This window comes from Granulicella mallensis MP5ACTX8, assembly GCF_000178955.2.
Taxonomy (GTDB): Bacteria; Acidobacteriota; Terriglobia; order Terriglobales; family Acidobacteriaceae; genus Granulicella; species Granulicella mallensis.
The window spans coordinates 1038852-1062209 of the sequence record NC_016631.1 but is presented as its reverse complement, the minus strand read 5'-3'; the positions used below and the strand labels follow the sequence as shown (position 1 = coordinate 1062209).

Sequence of the window (23358 nt, the reverse complement as noted above, 5' to 3'; positions counted from 1 at the left end):
GGTCGCTCCGTTAGAGATTTTTGGGTGACGATGCGTGCAGCTTGTGAGGGTTGAGGTTGGGAGGAGCTGGCCTTCTTGAGGCCTGTTTGCGTCGGTCACGCATGGGTGTTCGTTCGATGCGAACGGCACATTGCTTGAAGTTGGGCTCGCGCGATATGGGATCGAATGCGCCAAGGGTGACGATATTGGAGTTGGTCTCCGCAAAGTGGAAGGGCATGAAGACCTGGCCGGGAGCGACAATGCCGGTGATGCGGAGTTCGAGGTCCGCGACAGCGCCACGGCGGCTATGGACGGTGACTCGATCATGAGGCTTGAGGTCGAGACGCGCCGCATCGGCAGGGTTAATCTCAAGCCAGGCGTTGGGCACCATGTTGTCGAGGAGTTCTACCTCTGCGGTCTTGGTGCGGGTGTGCCAGTGCTCCACGGTGCGGCCGGTGTTCAAGATGAAGTCGTATTCGGCATCCGGTTGCTCGACGAAGGGTTCGCAGGGGACGAGATGCAGCTTGGCGCGGCCATCGGCGGTCGGAAAGACGCCGTCGCGATAGAGCGATTCCCCTCCCCACTGAATACCGTTGGCATCGTCGATCTGCTGCCACGAAAATTTGCTGTAGTCGCACATGCGTCCCGCGGAGACGCGCTGCCACTCCTGGTACGCATCGCTGGGAGTCTTCCAGTTCGGATAAAGCTCATCACGCACGCCCAGCTTTTCGGCCAGGGCGAGGAAGATATCGAAGTCAGGGCGAGCTTCGCCGGGAGGACGAACGGCGGGATTGGCCTTGGAGACGCGCCGCTCGGAGTTGGTATAGGTGCCTTCCTTCTCGCCCCAGATGGCGGCGGGTAAAACGAGGTGCGCAAACTCGCTGGTGGGCGTGGGGTGGAAGCCATCCTGCACCACAAGGAACTCGATAGAACGAAGTGCTTGCTCGAGCAGCTTGTAGTTGGGGAAAGAGACAGCGGGGTTGGTCGCGATGAACCAGAGAGCTTTGATGCGGCCCTGAACGGCAGCTTCAATGATGTCAGGATAAGCAAGACCGCGAGCAGTGGGGATGCGATCGACAGGGATGTTCCAGATGCGAGCGAGGTCTTCGCGGTCCTGCGGATTGTCGAACTTGCGATACCCGGGAAGTGAAGAGGTGAAGCCGCTCTCACGAGTGCCCATGGCGTTGCACTGGCCGGTAATGGAGAAGGGAGCGGCTCCGATGCGACCGATGTTGCCCGTGATCAGCGCGAGGTTGTTGATGGCGGCAACGGTGACCGCTCCCTGAGTGGAGTGATTGACGCCCATCGTCCAGCCGATGAAAGCGGCTTTGGCACGACCGTAGAGAAGCGCCGTCTCGATGATCTGAGCTTCGGAAAGGCCGGTCACAACAGATACGTGAGCGGGTGTAAAGGTGGAGACGAACTCTGCGAACTCGGCGAAGCCGTTGGTGTGCTGGGCGATGTACTCAGTATCGATGAGGCCTTCGCGGATGAGAACATGGGCGATGCCGTTGATGAGGGCGATGTCTCCACGCGGCTTGATGGCGAGATGGATGTCAGCCATCATCGCAGTCTTGGTCACGCGCGGATCGACGACGACGAGCTTGCGCGGCTTGGTGCCGGGACTGCGATCGACACGATGGCAGAGGATGGGGTGGTTGTCGGCGATATTGGCGCCAATGAGGAGAATGAGGTCGGCCTGCTCCATGTCGGCGTAGGAACCCGGCGGCCCATCCGAACCGAAAGACAACTTGTAACCGGAGACAGCGCTTGCCATGCAAAGCGTCGTGTTGCCATCATGGTTGCGGGTGCGAAGCCCAAGCTGGACGAGCTTGCCAAGCGTGTAGAACTCTTCCGTGAGTAATTGGCCAGTGCCGACGACGCCCAGGGACTCGTTGCCGTAGCGAGACTGGATGTCGCGGAAGCGCTCGACCATCGTGTCGAGTGCTTCATCCCAGGAGACGGGAGTAAGGACACCGTCTTTGCGCAGGAGGGGCTGTTTGGAGCGGCCGGGGTTCTCGAGGATGTGGTGTTCGGAGAGCCCTTTAGGACACAGCTTTCCGCGATTGACCGGATGATCGGGATTGCCGCGCACGGCAACGGCCTTATTGTCCTTCACACCGAGGAGCATGCCGCAGCCTACGGAACAGTAACCGCAGGTGGTCTTCACCCACTTGTCAGGGACTCGTGAGGTGGCGGTGTAGCCGAAGGTGGCATCCTTGGCGTAGGTGTACTTCTCGCTGCGGATGTCGATACCGACGAGGCGTTTGAACTGGGTGAGGAGAGAGCTCATGCGTGGACGCTCCTGACGAAGGTGAGTGCCATGTTGAGTGGCACGACGGACACGAAGAAGAGATAGCGCGCGGAAAGAACTCCGGCGAGCGCAGCAGGCAGGGCTAGCAGGGGCATTCCGGCAAGAGAAAGCATGATGGCAATACCGATGAAGGCGAAGCCCACGAGGAAGGTACCGCGCAGGCTATCCGTGTTGAGCAACGACGCGGCTGCGCGGTGCTCGTAGGTCTCAGAGTGATGGAGTCGAATCGCCCGGGTGATGTGGTTCAGCATCCAGAGAACAGAACAAAGAACCAGCGGCCAGAGGGGAAAGGATTTTGCGGTGAGTGATGGAGCGATGAAGTGAAGCTGCGGGATGACCCGTTGAAGGTTGGTGGCTCGAAGGAGTAAGGGAGCTGCCGCGGAGCCGAGCACTCCGGAGCTGAGAAGGAAATCAATGGGAGTGTGAAGCATATTCCACGCGGGGCGCGCGGGGACGAGGTAGATGTAGGCGCTGGCAAGGATGCCGGCGATGCCGAAGACAGGCGCGCAGATCTTGAGTGACAACAGGACGATAGGCGCAATGAAGAACAGATGCAGGCTGTCGATCCACGTGGCTGCCGTGAGCGTGGCTAACGCTCCAAAGAAGAGGCCGAAGAGCAGTACCTCGCGAGAGAGCCAGGAACGACGCCACATCTTGAGAGCACGCCAGGCATAGGCGGGGCGTCCAAGATGAAGCACAGAGATGTTGAACGTAAACGCGGTGAGCGCGAGGATGAGCGTGAGAGTGATGGGACTGTCGTGATGAGAGAGCAGAGCGGCAACGAGAGTGCCAGTGGAGAGTTGGATGAGTGAGGTCATCCAGACGAGAGACCAGTGCGGATGCTCAGGACGAAGGGTCTCGATATCAACACGTTCCAGGCTGGCCTGAGCGCCTTCCGGAAGAGTGATACGAGTGGTCGAGATGGTGACGCCCGCATTCGGCATGCCGGGTGCATTGCCGGCAGCATAGTCGCTACGCCACTCGAGTTGATCGACGATCTCGATTTCGATAGCGGCCTCAGGGCAGGCGTTGACGCAAGCCGGTTCGAGGCCGTCGGTAAGACGGCCATGACACATATCGCATTTGCCGACGACGCCACGCTCGGGGTTGAACTGCGGGACGGAGTAGGGGCAGTTCCATACGCAGTACTGGCAGCCGATGCAGGCGTCGGCGGAGTGCAGGACGATGCCGGTGATGGAATCTTTGGTGTAGGCGTCGACCGGGCAGCCCTTGATGCATTCGGCGCTGAGGCAGTGGTTGCAGCCCATGGAGAGATAGAAGCGGTCGGTATTGGGATAGGTGCCGCCTTCAATCTCGCCGATGCGCCGCCAGCGTAGATCCGGTGGCGTGTTGTTCTGCTCATTGCAGGCGACCTCGCAGGAGCGACAGCCAATGCACTTGGTCATGTCGAAGTGAAAGCGATATTGCTCACCCGGTCCGAGAGGCCGTGCAGGAATGAGGCTGGTCTTTACTTCCGCTGTAGGCGCAGGAAAGAACTCGATACCATTCTCCGTCAGACGCACGATGGAGTTCGTGGAATCGTTGTGCGCGAGTTCGTGCAGCGGAAGAGACATTCGATTTCCTTTAGCGCAGACAGAGGTGCTAGTAGACGTCGCGGTGGTAGCGGTGCTGATCCTTGAGTGCGTTGATGTATTCGGAAGCAGCGTCCGCGGACAAACCGGATTGCCGCTCGACGATGGTATGCAGCGTGGCGTCTACGTCTTTGGCCATGCGCGAGGCATCGCCGCAGACGTAGAGACTCGCGCCTCCTTCGAGCCACTGGTAAAAAGTCGCAGCCTGCTCGAGCATGCGGTCCTGGACATAGATCTTGTGTTCCTGATCGCGGGAGAAGGCGAGGTCGAGGCGTGTGAGATGGCCGTCAGCCTGCATGGCAAGCAGTTCATCGCGATACAGGAAGTCAGTGGCGGCGCTGCGTTCGCCAAAGAAAAGCCAGTTGCAGCCGGTGTGGCCGAGAGCGCGACGCTGATGTAGAAACGCGCGGAACGGGGCAATCCCCGTGCCAGGGCCGATCATGATGATGGGTGCCGCAGAATCTGCGGGAAGACGGAAGCGCTTATTCGGTTGGATGTAGACAGGCAGAGTCTCGCCCGTAGCCGTACGATCCGCGAAGAGAGTCGAGCAGACGCCGCCACGTTCGCGGTTGTGCGAGCGGTAGCGGACGACGGCGACCGTAGTGTGAATCTCTCCGGTGTGGGCGTAGGGACTGGATGAGATGGAGTAGAGGCGCGGGGAGAGGCGCGGCAGCATGGCTACTAAATCGGCAGGATCGTGCAGAATGTGGGGGTAATCGTGGATGAGGTCGATGAGGCCGCGATCGTAGGTGTACTTTTCTAGAAATCCCTGCTGCTCGGGGACGAGGAGGCTGGTGAGCGTGTGGCACTGCACCGACTGCTTTCCGATCGTGGCGTAGGCCTCGATCATCTTGCGGGTCAGGCGGGTGATCTGGAGATGGTTGAGGAGCGCATCGTAGAGATTGGTAGCTCCGGATTTTGGGAGTTGTACGGGAACCGTTCCGTTGAAGTTGAGCGCGTGGAGAATCTCTTCGACGAGGCCGGGATCGTTCTGGGGGATGACTCCACAGGCATCGCCGGCGTCGTACGTAACGTCTGAGCCGCTGATGTTGAAGGCCAAGTGCAGCGTGAGTTTGCTGGATACATCTTGCGTGAGAGGACGCTTATCGACGAGAGGCGCAAGGTAAGGATTCTCGCGTGTGTGCGTAGCGGCGACGGGCTCATCGACCTTGCTGGCAGAGGTGATCGAGGCCGACAGTGCAGAGCGAACAGGGCGAGCGGAGGCCATGTCATCAAGACCAAAGTAGAGAGCTTGCTTCCACTGAGCGAAGGCCTCATCGAGATCGACGTCGCAATCAATGCGGTTGGCGATGCGAACGCCGCCTAGTGCGGCGAGCTTGGAGTCGAGATCGATACCGAACTTGCAGAAGTGTTCGTAGCTGGAATCGCCCAGTGCGAGCACGGAGTAGGAGAGGTTCTCGCAACAGGGAAAGTGCTCGAGGCAAAGCTGCTCGAAGAAGGGACGCACGGCGTCAGGTGCGTCACCTTCGCCATAAGTGCTGGCGATGAAGATGGCATAGCGTTCGGCGATAAGTGCTGCGGGCGTATAGCCCTCCAGCGAGATGAGCGACGCGATGTGGCCCTTGGCTTTGAGGTCCTTGACGACCTTGCGAGCCAGCCCCTCGGCGGTGCCGGACTGCGAAGCGTAGAGCACCGCAATCTTCAGCGACGACGGGACGTCCGCAGTCTGGTTCGCCGCGTTGGAGTACAGGCCCGCGAGGAAGCCATTGAGCCAGCCACGCTGCTCGGGAGTGAAGGGAGCGTTGTCCGGAATGAATGGAACTTGATGGGACATTCGTTCAGTTCTCCTCATGAACGCAGAAGGCCTTGAGCGCTTCGAGATCGTGACGGCGGGTGAAGTCCAGGAAAGACTCGTCGCTATTTCTCTTGCCGATATAGGCCTGAAAGAGGCGATCCATGACCGGAGGCAGATCCGAAAACTTGATGGCAGGAATCAGCTCGCGAGCGATTCCCTGCTGCTGGTCTGTGCCGCCGCCGAGGAGAACCTGGTAGCCCTCTTCGCCACCGACTTTGACGCCCATCAGGCCAACGTCGCCGACATAGTGCTGGGCGCAGGAGTGAGAGCAACCCGTGACATGAAGGTTGATCGGCTGGTCAAGCAAGGGAAAGTTCTTGTCGAGCTGCCGAGCAAGAGCGACAGCGTGTGTCTTGGTATCGGAGGCCGCGAAGCGACAACCCTGGCTGCCGGTGCAGGCGATCGTTCCGCTAAGAACAGTGCTGGCGGTGTAGTTCAGGCCTGCAGCAACTAAAGCTTCCCTTGCCGCTTCAAGATATTCGCCAGAGATGTTGGGAATCAGCAGGTTCTGCCAAACGGTAAGACGCAACTCGCCGCTACCGTAGCGGTCCGCGATATCGGCCAAGGCTTTCATCTGCGAGACAGGAAGCTGGCCGACCGGGACGGAGACGCCGATGTAGTACAGCCCGGGCTGTGCTTGTGCGTGGACACCGATGTGGCCGGCGCGGTCGATGGGTCGACGTGGTTCGCACTCGGAGGCCGGAACATGGATGAGCGGAAAGGCGAGGAGCTTTTCTGTCTCAGAGAGGAATTTTTCTACGCCCCACTGGTCGACCAGATACTTCAGCCGTGCCTCCTTACGGTCGGTACGGTCGCCGTGCTGGGTGAAGACGCGGACCATGGCAGCCGCAACCGCTACCGTCTGATCGGGGCGCAAAAGCAGGCCGCAGTCGGTAGCAAACTGGCGGTGTCCGGTGATGCCGCAGAGCAGCACGCGGAAGTAGACACCAGCCGGAACGCTTTGGTCTCCCCTGACCTCGACGGCGATGAAGCCGATATCGTTGGTGTCCGCAACAACGGAGATCGCCCCGCCATTATCGAACGCGATATTGAACTTGCGCGGCAGGAGGTACATGTCCGGCGAGTTCGAGATGTAAGCCTGCATCGCGTCGGCCAGCGGAGCGACGTCCAGCAACTCCTGCGGATCGAGGCCCGTCGTGGGCGAGGCGGTGATGTTGCGGATGTTGTCCGCGCCCGCGCCGCGTGAGGTCATTCCGAGCGACTGCAGACGGTTGAGCACACGAACGATATCTTTGGGCTGAAACTCACGGATCTGCAGGTTGCTGCGAGTGGTAAGGTCCGCGCGGCCGGAGCCCCACTCCTCGGCCATCTGGGCCAGCCCGCGGAGTTGATGGGTAAAGAGAATGCCGCCCGGGATACGCAGGCGAAGCATAAACGAGTCCTGCGCGGGAGCGACGTAGAAGAGCCCGAAGTATTTGATTCGGAAGCGATCGTCGTCAGTAGGCGGCTCATTCCGGTTCGCATACTGCAGGAGCTTGTCCCAGAGGGAGAAGGGATCCTGCTCATGCTTCCAGCGTTCTTCGCGAGCGAGATCTTCAACCGGGGTATTGAACCAGAGAGACTCAGCGGCTTGATTCGGGTCGCTGGTGATGCGGCCATCCGCAGTGTGGCCCACGAAAGGGGCGAGGCCGCGTTGGGCTACTCCCGCGAAGAAGCCCTGAAGGTACTCCTTCTGCTCGCTGGTGAACTCAGCCGAATTGACGATGGCGCTCGTGTCCATACCGAAGGTCCTCGTGAAGCGATCGTCCGTGCGCAAAGGCGCGGAGTATTCATGCGGTTCTTCCTGTCGCAGAGAAGGGCGACGGAAAGAGGCGCAAGCCAGAGTGCGTACAGCAGAGATCCCTTTAGGGATTGCTGATTACGATCAAGGCTCTTCGTGGAGCTTGGAATGTACGAGGTGTTCTAAGTGCCGGGCACGTCGGAGTGCCGCAACGGAATCGAGAGGTCCTAAAGAACGGCTCGATGAGCAGAGTGTAGGGCAAATCGGGTGCCAATGCAAGATGGAGCTTGAAATTGTGGGGAAACAGAAGGATTCAATGTCTTTGCTTTGAAGGGGCGGGGCTTCAGCCCAACCATTAGAGCCCACCGCCTACAGTGGCTTTAGCCGCCGAGGGAACGATTCCGGAACAGGGCCGCACTTCCCGTATGCAAGAGCTCTTGCAGGGCACCTACGATGGTCTCTGCTCGGAAGAAGGCAGGCTTCAATCTGCAGGCCGAAGAGACAGATCGCCGACTGGATAGACATCATCCCCTCCGCGGCTAAAGCCGCTTTAAGAGGTTGTCCCATCGGCGGGGCTGAAGCCCCGCCCTTTCAAAGCGGAGATCTGGCCCCCGTCAAAGCAGCGATCTGACTAAACCTGGAACGAAGTTTGATGACCCACCCTCGTCTCGACCGGACGGGTCGTGTTCTAAGCCGCCTTCTATTGGCCGCTTTTCAGAGTCGCGTCTATCATCAGGATACGGACTCTCGCTCAATCGAAGATTCCGAGCACCGCCCAAGTGCGATGCTCGAGTAAGAGCCTGGACTCTGACAACTACAAACGTGGAGGAAGCGTTGGCACATGCAAGCTTCAATGGACTTCGGGTACTGGCGCTGGAATCGCGTCGTGCCAAAGAGGTCGAGAAGCTGATCCTCACCTACGGCGGCGAGCCGATCGTCGTGCCCGCCATGCGTGAGGTGGGCCTCGAGTCGAACCAGCACGTTCTGGATTTTGCTGCTCATCTGCTGGAAGGACGCTTCGACCTCCTCATCTTCATGACGGGTGTCGGCGTGCGGGCGATGCTCGAGATCGTGCAAACACGATACGACCGCGAAGACTTTCTGGCTGCCCTGCGGAAGATAAAGATTGCAGTGCGTGGGGCCAAGCCGAACTCGGCGCTGCGCGAACTGAAGATAAACGCCGATGTCGTCTCGGAGGAACCGAGTACCTGGCATGAGCTTCTGCAAGCCATCGATGCAGCTTATGGCGATGCTCTGGGAGATATGCGCGTGGCCGTGCAGGAGTACGGAGCCTCCAATCCCGAACTGCTCGCGGAGCTCAGCAGCCGCACCCGCGAGCTGACCAAGGTGCCGGTCTATCAATGGGCGCTCCCCGAAGACCTGCAACCACTGCGGGAGTGTGTGCTCGGCATCCTGAGCGGATCCGTCGATGTGGTGCTGTTCATGACGGCCGTCCAGGCTATTCACCTGTTTCGCGTGGCGGAGCAGATGGGCGTCCGGAACGAGTTGCGCGAGGCGCTGGGCAAGGCGGTTGTGGTCTCGATAGGACCTACAACCTCCGAAGAGCTCACCCACTACGGCCTCGAGCCGGACTTTGAACCTTCGCGCCCCAAGATGGGCTTCATGGTCAACGAGGCAGCGCAGTACTCTTCAGGGCTGCTGGTAAAGAAGCGAAACGGCGAGATGGAAGCGGTCGCATCGCAGCCTGCAACGGAAGGCGAGACTGCGCCTGCCAAACGAGTGCGTCGCGTAGCGGTCTCCACCCCGACCATGGCGGGCTTTCGCGATGGGCTTGCGGAGATGGACTTTCTGCACGAGATCAGTAGCCGCATCGCGGCGGCCGATTCTCTGCATCTCGTACTCGATCGTATCGTCGACTTTATCTCCGGCGTGATCCCCTGCGACTCCTGTTTCATCTATGTGCTCGAAGGCGAACAACTCATGCTGCGTGCCTCTAAGAATCCGCACGCGGAGCTTATCGACCACATCGGCGTCCAGGTAGGACAAGGCGTCACGGGCTGGGTTGCGAAGCACCGGCAACCTGTAGCGATTGCCTCTGCAGCCTCCAACGATCCCCGCTTCAAGGCCTTCAAGAACATTCCGGAAGATCACTTCGAAGCGATGCTTTGCACGCCAATTCTCTGCGCCGGTCGCGTGGTCGGCGTTATCAACCTTCAGCACCGCATGACATACCGGCACACCACCGAGCAGGTCAGGCTTCTCTCTACGCTGGGGTTTCTGGTCGGCGCGGAGATCGAACGCGCCAGGCTGGAGTCGGAGAACATGCAGCTCACGGGGAGGCTCGAGACCCGTAAGGCGGTAGACCGCGCGAAGAGCGTGCTGCAGCGCGATCTATCTCTGAACGAAGAAGAAGCCTACCAGATGATGCAACGCGAGAGCCGTCAGCGCCGCAAGTCCATGCGAGAGATCGCCGAGGCGATTCTCCTGGCGGAAGACTTCAGGCGATCGACAGGATGAGCCTGTTCAAGCCAGGCGTCGTCACCTTAGTGTGTCATCCATCTTTAGGGCCAAGGGCCCGTTTCATCCCAGCCTGGGGTGGAGTGCAGCAGCGAGCGGTTTTTAGCTCGCTGCAAGCGTAGCCCCAGGTACAGGGCCATACGGGAAGCAGAAGGCTGTAAGCCCGATTCATAGTGCCCGCACGATGAGTCGGGCTTACAGCCCTCTGCTTCTACTCCTGCGCTAACCTGGGGCGTCGCTCCCGGAGCCACCACGCTGTTGCGTGGTGGCCCTGTTCGCTTTGCCCCAGGCTGGTATGAAACGGGCCGTTGGCCCTAAAGATAGATGACATACCATCGCACAATCCTTTGTTCTAGCGACTACGCTTCAGCGTGAAGGCCATCGCCTGAAAATCTCCATGCAGATCCACATCGATACCGTGGTGTTCCCAGTACGAACCACTGGCCTGCGTTGGAGTTCCCTCCGCTAATTTGCCTGCAAAGGCGCTGATGCTATAAGTCGCTCCCTCATCCAGACCACGCAGGAAGATTCGAGGAAACGGATAGTTCTCCTGGCTGGAGTGAAGAAAAGCGAAGACTACCGCCTGATCTCCATCGCGCGAGACCGTCTCCGTTATAGACTGCTCGCTATTATGCTCAGGAGTCAGAAGGCGATAGAGCGCGCCTCTCTGCACCGTTTCGCGAATAGATTTATATCGTTCCACCATCTGCCTGGCTGTAGCGAAATCTTCCGGCTTCCACTGGTTCAGGTTCGCCCCAATCCCAAGCGAACCCTGCATCGAGGACAGGAAACGATATTCCAGCGAAAGCGCACGGTTGTTGACCCAGTTCGGCGAATCTGTAACCCACGCCATCATCGTTGCGGGAGTGTAGGCGTAAGTAAAACCGTTCTGGATCAGCAGCCGGTCATAGGCATCCGTATTATCTGAAGGCCACACCTCATCGGTATATTGCATCACTCCCAGATCCACCCGACTGCCACCACCGGAACAGGACTCAATCTCTACCTTCGGATGTTCGTGCCTTAGTTCATCGAGGATCGAATAATAGTTGCGAATAAAATCGATATAAACATTCTTCTCTTGTTCTTGAGGGACCGCAGGCCAGCCAGGTTCGGACCAGTTACGGTTGTAATCCCATTTGAGAAAAGAAATATCGTTTTCCTTAAGTAACTTATCGAGGAATCCATACACATAAGCGCGCACATCAGGCCGCGCAAGATTCAACACCAGTTGGTGACGTGCCTCTGTATGGGGACGCCCGGGAAATTCAAGTACCCAATCCGGGTGTTTGCGATAGAGATCGCTATCGGGGTTCACCATCTCGGGCTCAACCCAAAGACCGAAGTCCATCTTCAGGGAGTGGACTTTATCGATCAGCGGTTTCAATCCGTGCGGAAACTTTTGTGGGTTGACATACCAGTCGCCTAAACCCGCATGATCGTTCTTACGCTGACCAAACCAGCCGTCATCCATGACAAAGCGTTCGACACCGATCTTCGCTGCCTTCTCTGCAAGAGACATCTGCCCTGCTTCATCTACGTCAAACCCTGTCGCCTCCCATGAGTTATAGAGCACAGGCCTCAGCTTAGAATCGGGATGATGCGGCAGGAGTGAATTCACCTCAAAGCGATGCAGCAAACGCGAGGCTCCGCCTATGCCATGCGCCGAATAGCCACCATAAAAACAGGGTGTCTGAAAGCGCTCGCCTTTCTTGAGGAGATAGCCGAAGTCAAAGGCATTCGGTCCGCCCGTGATGCGGACCTGCTGCAAGGCATCCTGCTCTACAGAGATCTGCCACGACCCGCTCCAGCCCAGTGCGCCGAACCAGACACCACCCTCATCCTGATCCGCACTTCCACTGCGATCGATGGCAAACCATGGGTTGTTCTGCGCGCCAGTAGTGCCGCGCCGACTCTCTAGAACTACCTTGCCCGGATTCACGGGCTGTTCCTGCAGGCTCCACTCACCAGCCCAGCGGCCAGTCAGATAGCGCAGACGATAGTCTGTTCCACGCGGCAGGTTCCATGTCCCTGCCGCTATCTGCTCGATCGTGAAGGGCGCTTCCGTGCGGTTCTCTACAACGGCAGAGCGCCGCAGGATGCCGGTCTCCGCATCGGCTTCATACTGAAGCGTGACATACACCTCACGCGAGATGTCTTTCATCACGATTGAAAGCCTGTTGGCATCGATCGTATGCGAAACGTACTTCAGCACAAGATCCCGATTGCCATCCGGAAATGTGATCTTCAGATCAGGTTCGACAAATAAGCCTCCACCCCACGCCACAAACTCTTGCGGCGTGGTCGTCACTGGCAGATCAAAGGATGAAGCACCTGGCATTGCTTTTGCTACAGCAAAGTGGTCCTTTGCCGAGAGGTGCTCACCCCAATACAGGGTTTGCACCTGGCCGCTCTCGTTGATCCCCATCACAAGAGTCGTGTCGGCCGCATTGATACGAAAGACCTTCGTGGAAGGATCAAACCCGATAAGCGCCGGCGCTGCCTTCGTTTGAGCCTGGGACGTTGCAACAACGGAGATACCCAACAAAACAACTGCACGGCATAACCATGCAAAATTTCTCATCATACGAACTCTTCTGGAAACGGCATGATCTTCGACTGCATTTGCATTGGTTTTAGGGAAATGAAACTTATTCCACGACCATGAGATTTGCTGTTGGACCCGCAGAGGACTATTCCTTTCCTTTCGTCGTGGGGCTGAAGGCATCGGCGAGGCTTCTTACCTGCATGCCTGCCTGTAATGCAGCCAACGAGGCCTCACTCGTAACGTGAATCGTTACAGGCTCTCCAGGCAACAGGTCCACATAGTTGTCGCTGTAGGTTGCATCCTGCTCGCCGAAGGAGAGATATACGCTTCGTGCAAGCGCCGCAGATTTCAAGGTGACGTCGAACCCTGTTGCCGCCTTCGCCAAGGTGGCATCGATAGGCACTTTGGGGAGAACAATCTTTTTCGTCGGCGTCAGATACAAGAGGTTGGAGGAGATCACCTTGCGCCCCTGGTGCAGCCTAGCTACAACCACTACGTCGGCTGGATCTGTTCCGGCATCCAGCAACTCGGAGAGTGGTATCTTCATCACAACTTCGGAGCTGAGCGGCTTTACCTGGACCGAGAGGTTCTTTTGTTTAACGATGGACCCATCAAACTTCATCACCTGTAAAGACAACTCGGCCTGTTCCGCTTGAACGTGATCGCTGACAACATAGACTGCCACGCTTCCATCTTCAACGTGCGGCGACACCAGCACGGGAGCATAGAAACGGCGCGCATAATATTGCAGGGCCTTCCATCGACCCTCAGAGTCGATGCTGGACCACGAAGCTACAGGCCAACAATCGTTCAACTGCCAGAAGAGCGAACCCATCGTACGTGGCCGCTCACGGCGAAAGCTCTCCGCTCCGGTCTTTACGGCCTCTGCCTGCAGTACCTGGCTGGAGTACAAGAACGAAGCAAAGTCCTTTGGGTCTCCGTAGTACCGGCGCATGTACTCCTGGATCAGGCTGTTGCCGCTTCCATTCTTCTGGTGCGCGAGCATCACAGGCGTGAAGATGCTGGTGCGATCCTCCGGTGTAGTAAAGCTTTCGATCGTCTTCATCTCCGGGAAGGATTGGAAGCCATACTCAGAGACAAACCGCCAGTGATGCTTCTCGTAGTCGGCGAAGTCTACGCGGCCGTGCCACACACTCCAGTCGTGGTTATCGCCACTCTGAAAGGAGTCACTTAAGTCTTCATAGTCCGCCGAAGGGGAGCTTGGCCAATAGGGTGTCTGAGGATCGACACGTGCAGCCGTGACGGCGAGTACACCACTGAACTCCGTAAGATAATCCTGCCAGATATGCTCATGCACATCGGCAGGTAAATTGCCTCTTCCGTTCCACTCTTTAGCCAGCTCAGTTTCGTTATTACCCGCCCAGAGAACGATGCTGGGATGATTCCTCAGCCTTCGCATCTGATATTCAACCTCTTGCTGAATATTCTGTTTGAAGTCGTAGGTTCCAGGCTGCCAATCATTGCCGAACATCAGATCCTGCCACACCATCAGGCCCAGTTCATCACAGATGGAATAGAACTCGTCCGACTCATAGTAGCCACCGCCCCAGTGCCGGACCATATTCATGTTCGTGTCTTTCGCTGCCTGGAGGATATGACGATAGTCCGCGGTGGTTACGCGATTGGGGAAACTATCGAAGGGAATAACGTCTGCGCCCTTGGCAAATACGGGAATACCATTGACTACAAATTCAAAAGAGCGGCCCCATTTATCGAGATCTCGATGCAACACGATAGAGCGGAGACCTGCCTTTGTATCTGCCGTGTCTACCACCTGCCCATCAAGGCTTACCTTGGCGTGGAACGAATAGAGTGGCTGCTCTCCGTAGCCGGATGGATACCAGAGCGCGGGCTTGTCGATGTTCACCGGCAAGGAGAGACGATTCAGACCTGCGCTAAGCATTACCTTCTGCTCGGTCTTCTGCTCCGCATCTTTTAGTCCATAGCTAAGTGAAAGCGTCGCCAGGCCAGGCTTTGAAGCCACGACTTCTGTCTGCACATCCAGATGGGCAACAGTGGAGGAGATATCTTTCTGCTCTACAAAGAGATTCTCAATCCGGGCGTCATCCCACATCTCCAGAGAGACAGGTTGCCAGATACCGCTCGTGACGAAACGCGGGCCCCAGTCCCAACCATATTCGTAGGCAGCTTTGCGCACATACACCTTGGCATCGGTATGAGTACGAACACGCCAGGGATCTTTCGCGGCAACCTCTTCCGCTGCCTTGATGGGAGATGGAAAGAACACACGTAACTCGTTGCTTCCGCTCTTCAATTTGCCTGTCACGTCCAGTCGCCACTCGCGAAACATATTGGCAGGAGCAGCGATCTCTTCCCCATTGAGATATACCTTCGATGCTGCATCCAGCCCCTTGAATACAAGCTCGAGGTGCTGATGCTTTAACGTCGCGGTAGTTACATCGATATTCCGGCGATACTCCCATGCTGCCTTTTCGATCCACTGGATCTTGGACTCGTTGTCGCGATAGAACGGATCGGGAATACGCTTGTTCGCGATGAGATCCAGATGCACATCGCCCGGAACTTTGGCCGGCATCCACTCAACGGACGGTGCCGGAGACTTTGTGTCCGAGTCCGATACCACTTGTCGGAACTGCCATGCTCCGTCCAGGCTTTGTCGCGTCAGGCTTTGAGCATGTCCAGCCAGGCTCATCGGCAGGAATAGGCTGAAAAGCAAAGTCAAAAATACATGTTTATGGACGGACATCCATTTCTCCATTTTGCTTTGTCGTTGTCATAGCATTCATCGCGAAAGATGCTATCTGGCTTGAGCAATATAGCTACAAACCATAGAGATATGCGGAGAGACCGCACCATAAAATATGGCGCGGTCTCTCCTGGAAAACCCTGCCTTCTAGTGAGGCAGTAGCTTCAGGATTGTGCTTTCTGCCTGGTTGAGGTTGACGGTGATACTACCGGTGGCCGATGAAGTCGCGCCTGTCCAGAGGTCCGTTACATCGTACTGTGTGGAGCTGCTTAGACCGGCCCGGCCAAGATCAATAGTCTGATTGGACGCATTCGATCCATCGTAGTTGAACACCGCGAGGTAGTAGGTTGTTCCGCTTTGAGCCACCATCACATTCACCGCTGAAGTACCCGTATTTCCCTCTACAGGACGGAACTTCAGGTTGAGTGCCGGCAGGCCATTGATGTTGGCGTTGGTAAGCCACTGCTGGACCAATGGTGGAGCGATGGTGTCTGTCACATCATCGCCGCTCAACATATAGCCAGTGACAGCGACCGAAGTCGCACGGCTCTTATTTTCGTTTGAAGTATAAGGCGTACCCGAAGTGTCCGTGTTCTCGAGATGGATCATATCCGGATCGTTCCAGTTATAGAGGCGGCCGGCCAGCCACCAACCATAACTTTCCGAATTCATCTCGTAGCTCGTGTTAGCGATCGAACCGTACGTATCGCACGAGACACGGCGAGCATGAGCATACTGATAGGGGAAGATAGGAGCGATCGATTCGTCGAGCAACACCGATGTTCCAATCTTCGTGTAGAGATAGGCCATGCCCTGGTTGTAAGCCTGTTCGCCGGTCTGCACGGTCGTGTCGTAGTGCACTCCGTTGTTTGATCCACCCTCCAGCGCGCCATGGCTCAAGAAGTCCATCTTGACGTAATCGAAGCCCAGTGTGAGGTATTTGTTGCTGTAGTAGTCGATCCTCGCCTTTATACCAGGATGAGTCGGATCTACGCCGTAGGCGCCATCTACTGGGGCCATCGGGTTGCCATAATGATCTTTCAGAATGACATCGTTATTCGTATATCCGGTTACTCCGTCAAGGGTTGCCGTCAGATCCGCCCAGTCCCAGACGACCCATGGCGTCCAGTAGACGCCCGCCTTCTGGCCCTGGCTATGCGCGTGACTGACGAACGCTGCCAGATCCGCATCGCTACTATTCGCCCACTCCGCGTCCAGGTTGATGTACTGCACTCCCTGGTCGTTGAACTGCGGTAGTTTCGTGTGGAAGTAATCGGCAACCGCTGTAGCCTGAGTCATCGTGAGGCCGGCTTCGTTTGGCCCAAGCGAGCCCCAACCCATTGGGGCAGGCTTCGACCAGGCCAGCATCGGTGTGACCTGCGCATTTGCGTTGGCATAATCTTCCATGCCATCGCGCCAGTCGCTATAGTAGCCAACCAGCACAGTCGGAGATGTGATCTTGTTGCCGATCACCGCTGCGTGTGGCAGCTGGTCCGACGGTGTATTCGCACCGCCAAAGGCTGTCAAGGCATCCAGCTTGCTGCTGCTGCCGGACATCGAGATGCCCGTCTTCCAATTGTCGTGCGTGACGGAGCCGATCACGAGACCGTTACGGCTGGTGTTGTCGTAGAAGGCACCGACCTCGAAACCCGTCGTTGCCCATCCATTCGATGAACCTGCGTTATAACTTACGAAGTTATCGTTGTCGAAGGGCACCTGCAGGAACCGCGTGTCCGCGTAGCTGCCAAGATCGACCGCTCCAGTTCCACGCACAACGATGGGTGACATTTCGTTGCTGCTCAGCCCCGTACCATCCATCTCGAGCTGGGTAGTGAAATGGTTATTGCTCAAGAAGAACCGCTGAATGAGGGTTGGCGATCCGTCTGAAGCAGTAAGGGTGATATCCGTCTCACCGTTGGGAAGATTAGCGGCGGTGCGGGTATAGACCGACGATATTGACTGGTACAAAGTAAAGCCGTTATAGCCCTGCGCATAGAAGTTAGAAATCTTGTCAACGCCGTTGTAGCTGAACGTCGCAAGTCCCGTGCTCAGGTCATACGTCACCGTCGTTGAACCGCTTTGCATGGCCACGGTTTGAGGCGTCGGTGGCGTGGCGGGTGTATTTGCCGGACTCACAATGGCGTAGACGACATCCGGGGAATAGTTGGAAGCATTGCCCAGCTGAATGGTATTGGAGCTACCTTTCTTCAGCGGGATGGTGACGGCCTCGGGTGGAGTTGCAAGATACCAGTTGTGTCCTGTGAAAGGGAGAGTAATTGCAGCTCCACCATTCACAATGGCTAAGAGGTTCTGATCTCCTCCACCTTCACTTGCAACCAGGGTTAGAAGGTAGTTACCGTCGGCCGGCGCATACACGTTGTTGATCGTCACCGTTGCGCCGTATCCCAGGTTTCCTACCTTGAGACCATAGGGGCAGCCGATGCAGGTCGCAGTCTTACTACCACCGCTAAGGGTATTGGCTGGGTCCCAGGCCTGATAGACACAGGTTGCGCTCGTGCAGGCCGCCGATCCTGTATAAGTAAAGGCCTTCGCATCCGTTACATCACCGTTAGTCGGCGTGTTCACGGCTACGTCCACTACTCCTGCCGTCGGACTGGCAGGCGCATTCACGGTAACATGGGTCGAACTCTGGAAGGTGAAACCAGGCGCAACGATGCCTCCAAAGGTGACCGTAGAGTTGGGTTCGAAGTTCGTGCCTTGCAACACAACCTGGCCACCTGTAATCGACGACTGGTTTGGAGTGATCGATGTAATGGTGGGAACTGTCGCTGGATTAGCGGCACTGATCATGATCGAGACGGCATCAGGGGAATACTCAGTCGCATTACCCAGCTCAACCGTGTTTTTATCACCGGCTTGCAGGGGTACCGTAATTGACACGGGTGCTGCTGGATTATTCCAGTCGCTGCCTGTAAGAGGAACAAGGATAGGCGTTCCTCCATCCACGATGACCTGATAGTTCTGCGTACCTCCGCCCTCACACCCAGTGATCGTCAGAGTGTAATTGCCATTCGCCGGAGCGAATACGTTGTTGATGATCACATCCGCACCATATCCCAGATTGCCGACTTTCACGCCGCCTGGGCATCCAGAGCAAGTGCCGATCTTTGCGCCACCAACAAGTGTGTTGTTGGGGTCCGTCGCCGCGTAGGTGCATGGGAGCGTGGTGCACTCTGCAACGTACGTCAGGCCCTTGGGCAGGGTGAAAGTGCCGCCGCTTGGAGAAGAGACCACAACATCTACCGCTCCAGTTGCTGTGGCTGCAGGCGCAACCGCAGTGAATTGAGTCGGACTTGTATAAGTAAATGAAGTCGCTGCGACCCCGCCAAATTTCACAGAAATATCTGGGGTGAAGTTTGTGCCGGTGAATTGTACCGTGCCACCCGACTGCAACACTTGGGTTGGGCTGATCGCAGTAACTGTAATAGGCGGTGTCTGCACCAAAGAATTGATTTGGATGGAAACGACATCCGGAGAATAGTCGGTCGCATTGCCTAACTCGATCGTATTATTCGCCCCTGCTTGCAATGGGACCGTAATAGAAACAGGCGGAGCCGGTGCAAACCAGTTGCTACCGCTAAGTGGCACAATGACGGGCGGTGCGCCATCCACAATCACCTGGTAGTTTTGTGTTCCTCCGCCCTCACAACCGGAGATCGTCAGTGTGTAATTTCCTGTAGTGGGTGCATAAATATGATTAATGATGACATCGCTGCCGTAGCCGAGGCTACCGACCTTAATTCCATCGGGGCAACCCGCACAAGCTGATATTTGTGCGCCGCCCACCAGCGTATTCCCTGGATCAGTGGCCTTATAGGTGCAGGGGAACGTTGTGCAGGAACCAACGACCACGGGAGGGGGTGGCGGGACGTATTGCAGGGCGCCGGAGAGTGTAACCGATCCGTTTTTGGGGCTGCTGACGGTCACATCCGTAGTCGAGGGTGAACCAACCGCGGGCGACACCGCTGTGATGAGCGTAGAGCTCTGAAAGTACACCTTCAGGGCTGCGGCATCACCAAACTTTACAGTAGTGTCCGGTGTAAAGTTGGTGCCCGCAAAAGCGACCTGTCCGCCATTTGTTGTGAGTTGCAGCGGCGACATGGAGGCCACCGTCAGTGGGCCTCCAGTAGTTGCACCGCCGCTGCATGCTGTCAGTTGGCTGAACATCAAAAGCGAACAGATCCAGGCCGCAAGAACAAACGTGTAGTTCCACATCTTTTGGACTGGTTGTCCGCATTGAGTTGTTTTCGTAGTTTTCATAACTATCTCCTGTCCAGCGTTTTCGCCACGTCGATGCGTAGCGGTACGGATCCCGCGTCATTCTTTGCTATAGCCCGGTCACTACCAGAGGAACTTCGCTCCCAATTGAGCTTGCCTGGGTTGATTGGTTTGCCCTGAAGTCTTGTTGATCGTTCCAAAGCCTGCATCCAGCGGACCATTGTCGTAACTTCCGGCGAAGATTGGGTGGTTTGGGACATTGAACGCCTCGAGGCGAAGCTGGAGATGAAGACGTCCATAGATCGCAAAGTTCTTTGCGAGATTTATGTCCCAGTCCCAGGTGCCGGGATTTCGAATGCCGGAGTAGATATTGTTTTGCGTTGCGGCATAGCGGGGATTCACGATGAAGTTGTAGTTTCCTCCGCAATTGCTTTGAATCGGCGTCAACACATAGGAGTTATCGCTTTGCTGTACATATTGGGCAGCACAGGGCTTCACCCCACGTATGGCATTCGCAATCGACGGGTCGTTTTGCCTCGGAACCCAGGCGTTCGACAAATACAAGGTGTTTTGACTGTTTGCATTCACTTGCCATGGAAAACCTGACCGGTACACATAAAGCGATCCAAACTCCCAACCGCCAATGACCTCATCCAGTACCCGATTCATATTGCCCAGGAAATATTGACCCCGGCCAACCGGGAGCAGCCAGACACCTGAGAGGGTGACGGCATGGGTGGCGTCTAATGAGTCGATATTCCTTGAGGGAATGCGATAGATCTGATCGGCATAGCCGCCCGAATCCATGGTCTTTGACCAGGTATAGGTCGCATGCAGCGTCAGGGTTTTGTTCCACTGATGCATCGCTGTCGCCTGCATGGCGTTGTACCAGGAGCGGCCGTTATTCAGCTGGTACTCCTGAATATCAGTGAACTGGGGGAAAGGACGGGTGAGTTGGATGGCCTGGATCGTAGAAGCCGTATAGTAGCCGGTCCCCTGGAAGGCGGGAGCTTGATAGAAGGGGTTCTTTACATAGCTGCCAGCAGCGCTGTCGCAACGGCTGGGATCTCCACCCAACAAGATGTTGCAGTTCGCATAAGCTGTTGTCGCGATGCGATTGATATTGTCGTTGCTGTCGTTGTGATAGGTCCGAGTCCCGACATAGTTGATCTCCAGGGTGTCGTTCTTCAGGAAACGATGCTGCATACCAACAGAGAATGTCTGGAACTGAGGTGTCCTGTAATGCGGGTTGATGAAATAGGGCCCCTGTCCGAGGGCAGTGAGGTATCCCAGCGATGATCCTGTCGGCTGAATAACGGTTGGGTACGGATTCGATACACTCTGCGGTATGGGGGTCTTTCCTCCGTCGTTCGACCCGACATACGAAGTTGTAGACGAGAAACCATATTGATTCGGACCGGGGTTCGGGTTTCTGTACATCACCCCAAAACCACCATGCAGCACGGTGCGATCATCCACCGCAAAGGCAAAACCAAACCTCGGCTGCACATCTGTCTTCGTGGCGGAATAGAAGGCGCGGGGATTTCCATTCACACCCACAAAGGTCATCCCGCCCTTCACCGGCCCATTCGGCAAGGCACTCTGGTCGATCTGAGAGTTAACAGGGTTGACCACCTCTGTATCGAAGCCGTAGTCCGCCCGGTTATGACGATCGACGGGTGGTTCGTTCAGGTCATACCGAATTCCAAGATTCAATGTAAGCCGAGGTGTGACTTTCCAGTCGTCCTGAACAAACGGTGCGTAGTAGTGCTGGGAGAAGAATATGTTCGGAGATATATTGATACTGCCTGAGTTCGCGGTACCCAGCAGGAACGAGGCGATCGAGTTACCACTGCCCGGATCACCCGTGTTGTAAATTTTCTGTGTCCAGGTGCGATCGGTGCTAAGTGACATGCCACCCTGGACACCACGCGTACTGTCCTGGAGGATGCGCCAATCGATTCCAGCATGGATCGTGTGCTTCCCTTTGACCCACGTCACACTCGGCAACATGGCCAAAGAGTTGCCAATCGTCAGTTGGCCGCCTGAGTTACCCAAAGTGGTGAACTCATTCGCCCCAATGGAGGGGAAGTGGTTCGCAAAGATTCCGAGCTCAGATACGAGCGACGGAGGGAGTCCGAGAGAAGTAATGTCGAAGTTGGCAGGGCCTGTTTCGGCAATATTGCCACGAACGATGACCGATGCTCTGAAATCAAACAGCAGGTTGGGAGTGAAGGTGTGCACCCAATCCGTGGCGAAGGTATTGCTGCGCTCGCCATGGGGATACTCGCCTTGAGCTGCAGCTCCCGGAATGCCGTTATAGTTTTGCGTCTCAGAGCGTTCCCAATAGCCATAACGCAGGGTCAGACGATCCTTGCTGGAGATATTCTGGTCGATCTTAGCCAGAACGTTTCTGTAGACATCCACCAGAGGCTGCGGTGTCTGATAGTTACTAACCCAGGTATTCAGGCCTGCTGTCGACGGAAGATTTGGCGAGGGGTAAAACGAGAGAATCTTTTGCGCAACAGGATTGATACGTGAGGCCGGGATGATATTCCCTGGAAATGGATCACGAACCAGAACACCTGAACCGTTATCGTGCAGCGTCAGCGGATCGTAGATGATCTCCGGCTTATAAGACTTAGAGGCTACGTCATAGTAGGTCAGCTTGCTGAAATCGCCATTAAACCATTCCGGCTGAGGCACGGAAACAATCAATGTACCGGGGTCGGTGTTCGTAAAGTTTTCGAACTGGAGCAGGAAAAAGGTCTTATCGCGACCGTTGTAGAGCTTTGGAAATACGACAGGACCATCCAGTTCGGCACCATACTGGTCTCGCCGCTGTGAAGTCTTGGGATTGCCACTGAAATTGTTTGCCCAACTGTTCGCATCGAGGAAGGTTCTGCGCGCGAACTCATACACACTTCCATGCACCGTATTTGTTCCGTTCTTCAGCGTCATATCGATGACGCCGCCAGAGGCACGGCCAAACTCGGCGCTGTAAGGGTTGGTAATGATCTTGAATTCTCCAACGGCTTCGGTAGGCGGAATGTAGCCAATCTGTCCATTCGTGCCGTTGTAAGCATCGCCATGGGCGGCCTCATTCGAGACGCCGTCCAGGAGAATCTGGCTGTTACCTGCACCGCCGCCATTGATAGACAGATCGGCCTGAATGTCATCGAAGGGACGTTGATACTTCGGGTCGGCATACAAGCTTGTACCGGCACTGAGAGTGGCAAGCGTCATTGCGTTTCCGGCGTTGAGAGGAAGCTCCGTGACGCGCGTATTCTCCACAACCTCGCCAACATCACCGCTGCCCGCCAGCAAGGCTTCGTCCGATTGAACAGTCACCGTCTCACTGATCGAACCCACTTTCAACGTGAAGTTGATGACTGCGGTCTGCCCCACCTGCAGGGTGATTTGTGTGCGTGCCTCCTGGCTGAACCCCTGCGCTTCCGCACTGAGGGAATACAAACCCGGGCGCAGATAAGGCACCGTGTAGTCTCCACTACCGGTCGTCGCTGTCGTAACAGCTACCCCTGTGTCCTGGTTTGTTACGGTGACCTTCGCCTTCGATACCGCTGCGCCGGATGGATCCGTAACGCGGCCTGTAAACTCCTGGCTGAACACGGTGGAAGCGGACAGAAAAAGAACTGCCAGGCAGAGGAGACGAAGAATATTCCTGACCGAAGCATATTTTGTAGCAGCGCTGGCCACGCTAAACGTATTGATTGCAGCTTTAATCGAAATATTTTTAGACATAAAGGTCCTTTCGATCCAGGTAAGTACCCGGAAACTGATGCCCTCTGCTGGGGCACTGTCGTGAACTTTCAGCGCTTGCAGGATTCGCGACTAAGACGTCACAAATTTGAGCGCAGCATTGAAGAGTTCTTACTTTGATT

At 56.4% G+C, this 23358-nt stretch carries 9 protein-coding genes; 1 reads left to right on the top strand and 8 read right to left on the bottom strand.

Annotated features, from left to right (window positions below):
• Positions 1–10: 10 nt before the first annotated feature.
• Genes ACIX8_RS04445 through ACIX8_RS04430 form a run of 4 tightly spaced genes read right to left on the bottom strand, consistent with a single transcriptional unit; the run spans position 11 to position 7442 of the window.
• Entirely contained in the window at positions 11–2272 is a 2262-nt protein-coding gene (locus ACIX8_RS04445; RefSeq protein ID WP_014264126.1) for a molybdopterin oxidoreductase family protein, read from the bottom strand.
• Positions 2269–3867 carry a DmsC/YnfH family molybdoenzyme membrane anchor subunit gene (locus ACIX8_RS04440; protein WP_014264125.1) on the bottom strand — a complete coding sequence of 533 codons (1599 nt, stop codon included), beginning with the start codon at positions 3865–3867 and terminating at the stop codon, positions 2269–2271. The genes ACIX8_RS04445 and ACIX8_RS04440 overlap by 4 nt, the downstream gene beginning before the upstream one ends.
• Before the next feature lie 28 nt (positions 3868–3895).
• On the bottom strand, positions 3896–5680 hold the full coding sequence (locus tag ACIX8_RS04435) for a diflavin oxidoreductase (protein ID WP_014264124.1): 1785 nt from the start codon (positions 5678–5680) through the stop codon (positions 3896–3898).
• Between the two features lie 4 nt (positions 5681–5684).
• Positions 5685–7442, bottom strand: coding sequence for a NirA family protein (locus tag ACIX8_RS04430; RefSeq protein ID WP_014264123.1), 1758 nt, complete (start codon positions 7440–7442; stop codon positions 5685–5687).
• Positions 7443–8276: 834 nt separating this feature from the next.
• On the opposite strand from ACIX8_RS04430, the gene ACIX8_RS04425 reads away from it, so the two are divergent.
• The gene (locus tag ACIX8_RS04425) at positions 8277–9920 is read left to right on the top strand and encodes a uroporphyrinogen-III synthase (protein WP_014264122.1); all 1644 of its coding nucleotides are present in this window, start codon (positions 8277–8279) and stop codon (positions 9918–9920) included.
• Between the two features lie 352 nt (positions 9921–10272).
• On the opposite strand, the gene ACIX8_RS04420 is transcribed toward ACIX8_RS04425, so the two are convergent.
• The 4 genes from ACIX8_RS04420 to ACIX8_RS04405 form a co-directional block, all read right to left on the bottom strand.
• Positions 10273–12507 (bottom strand): alpha-galactosidase, encoded by a 2235-nt coding sequence (locus tag ACIX8_RS04420; RefSeq protein ID WP_014264121.1) that lies wholly within the window; start codon positions 12505–12507, stop codon positions 10273–10275.
• Positions 12508–12613: 106 nt separating this feature from the next.
• Positions 12614–15217, bottom strand: coding sequence for a beta-mannosidase (locus ACIX8_RS04415; RefSeq protein ID WP_014264120.1), 2604 nt, complete (start codon positions 15215–15217; stop codon positions 12614–12616).
• Between the two features lie 147 nt (positions 15218–15364).
• Positions 15365–19498, bottom strand: a complete 4134-nt coding sequence (locus ACIX8_RS04410; RefSeq protein ID WP_014264119.1) for an IPT/TIG domain-containing protein — start codon at positions 19496–19498, stop codon at positions 15365–15367.
• A gap of 81 nt (positions 19499–19579) precedes the next feature.
• The gene (locus ACIX8_RS04405; RefSeq protein WP_014264118.1) at positions 19580–23218 is read right to left on the bottom strand and encodes a TonB-dependent receptor; all 3639 of its coding nucleotides are present in this window, start codon (positions 23216–23218) and stop codon (positions 19580–19582) included.
• Between the last annotated feature and the right edge of the window lie 140 nt (positions 23219–23358).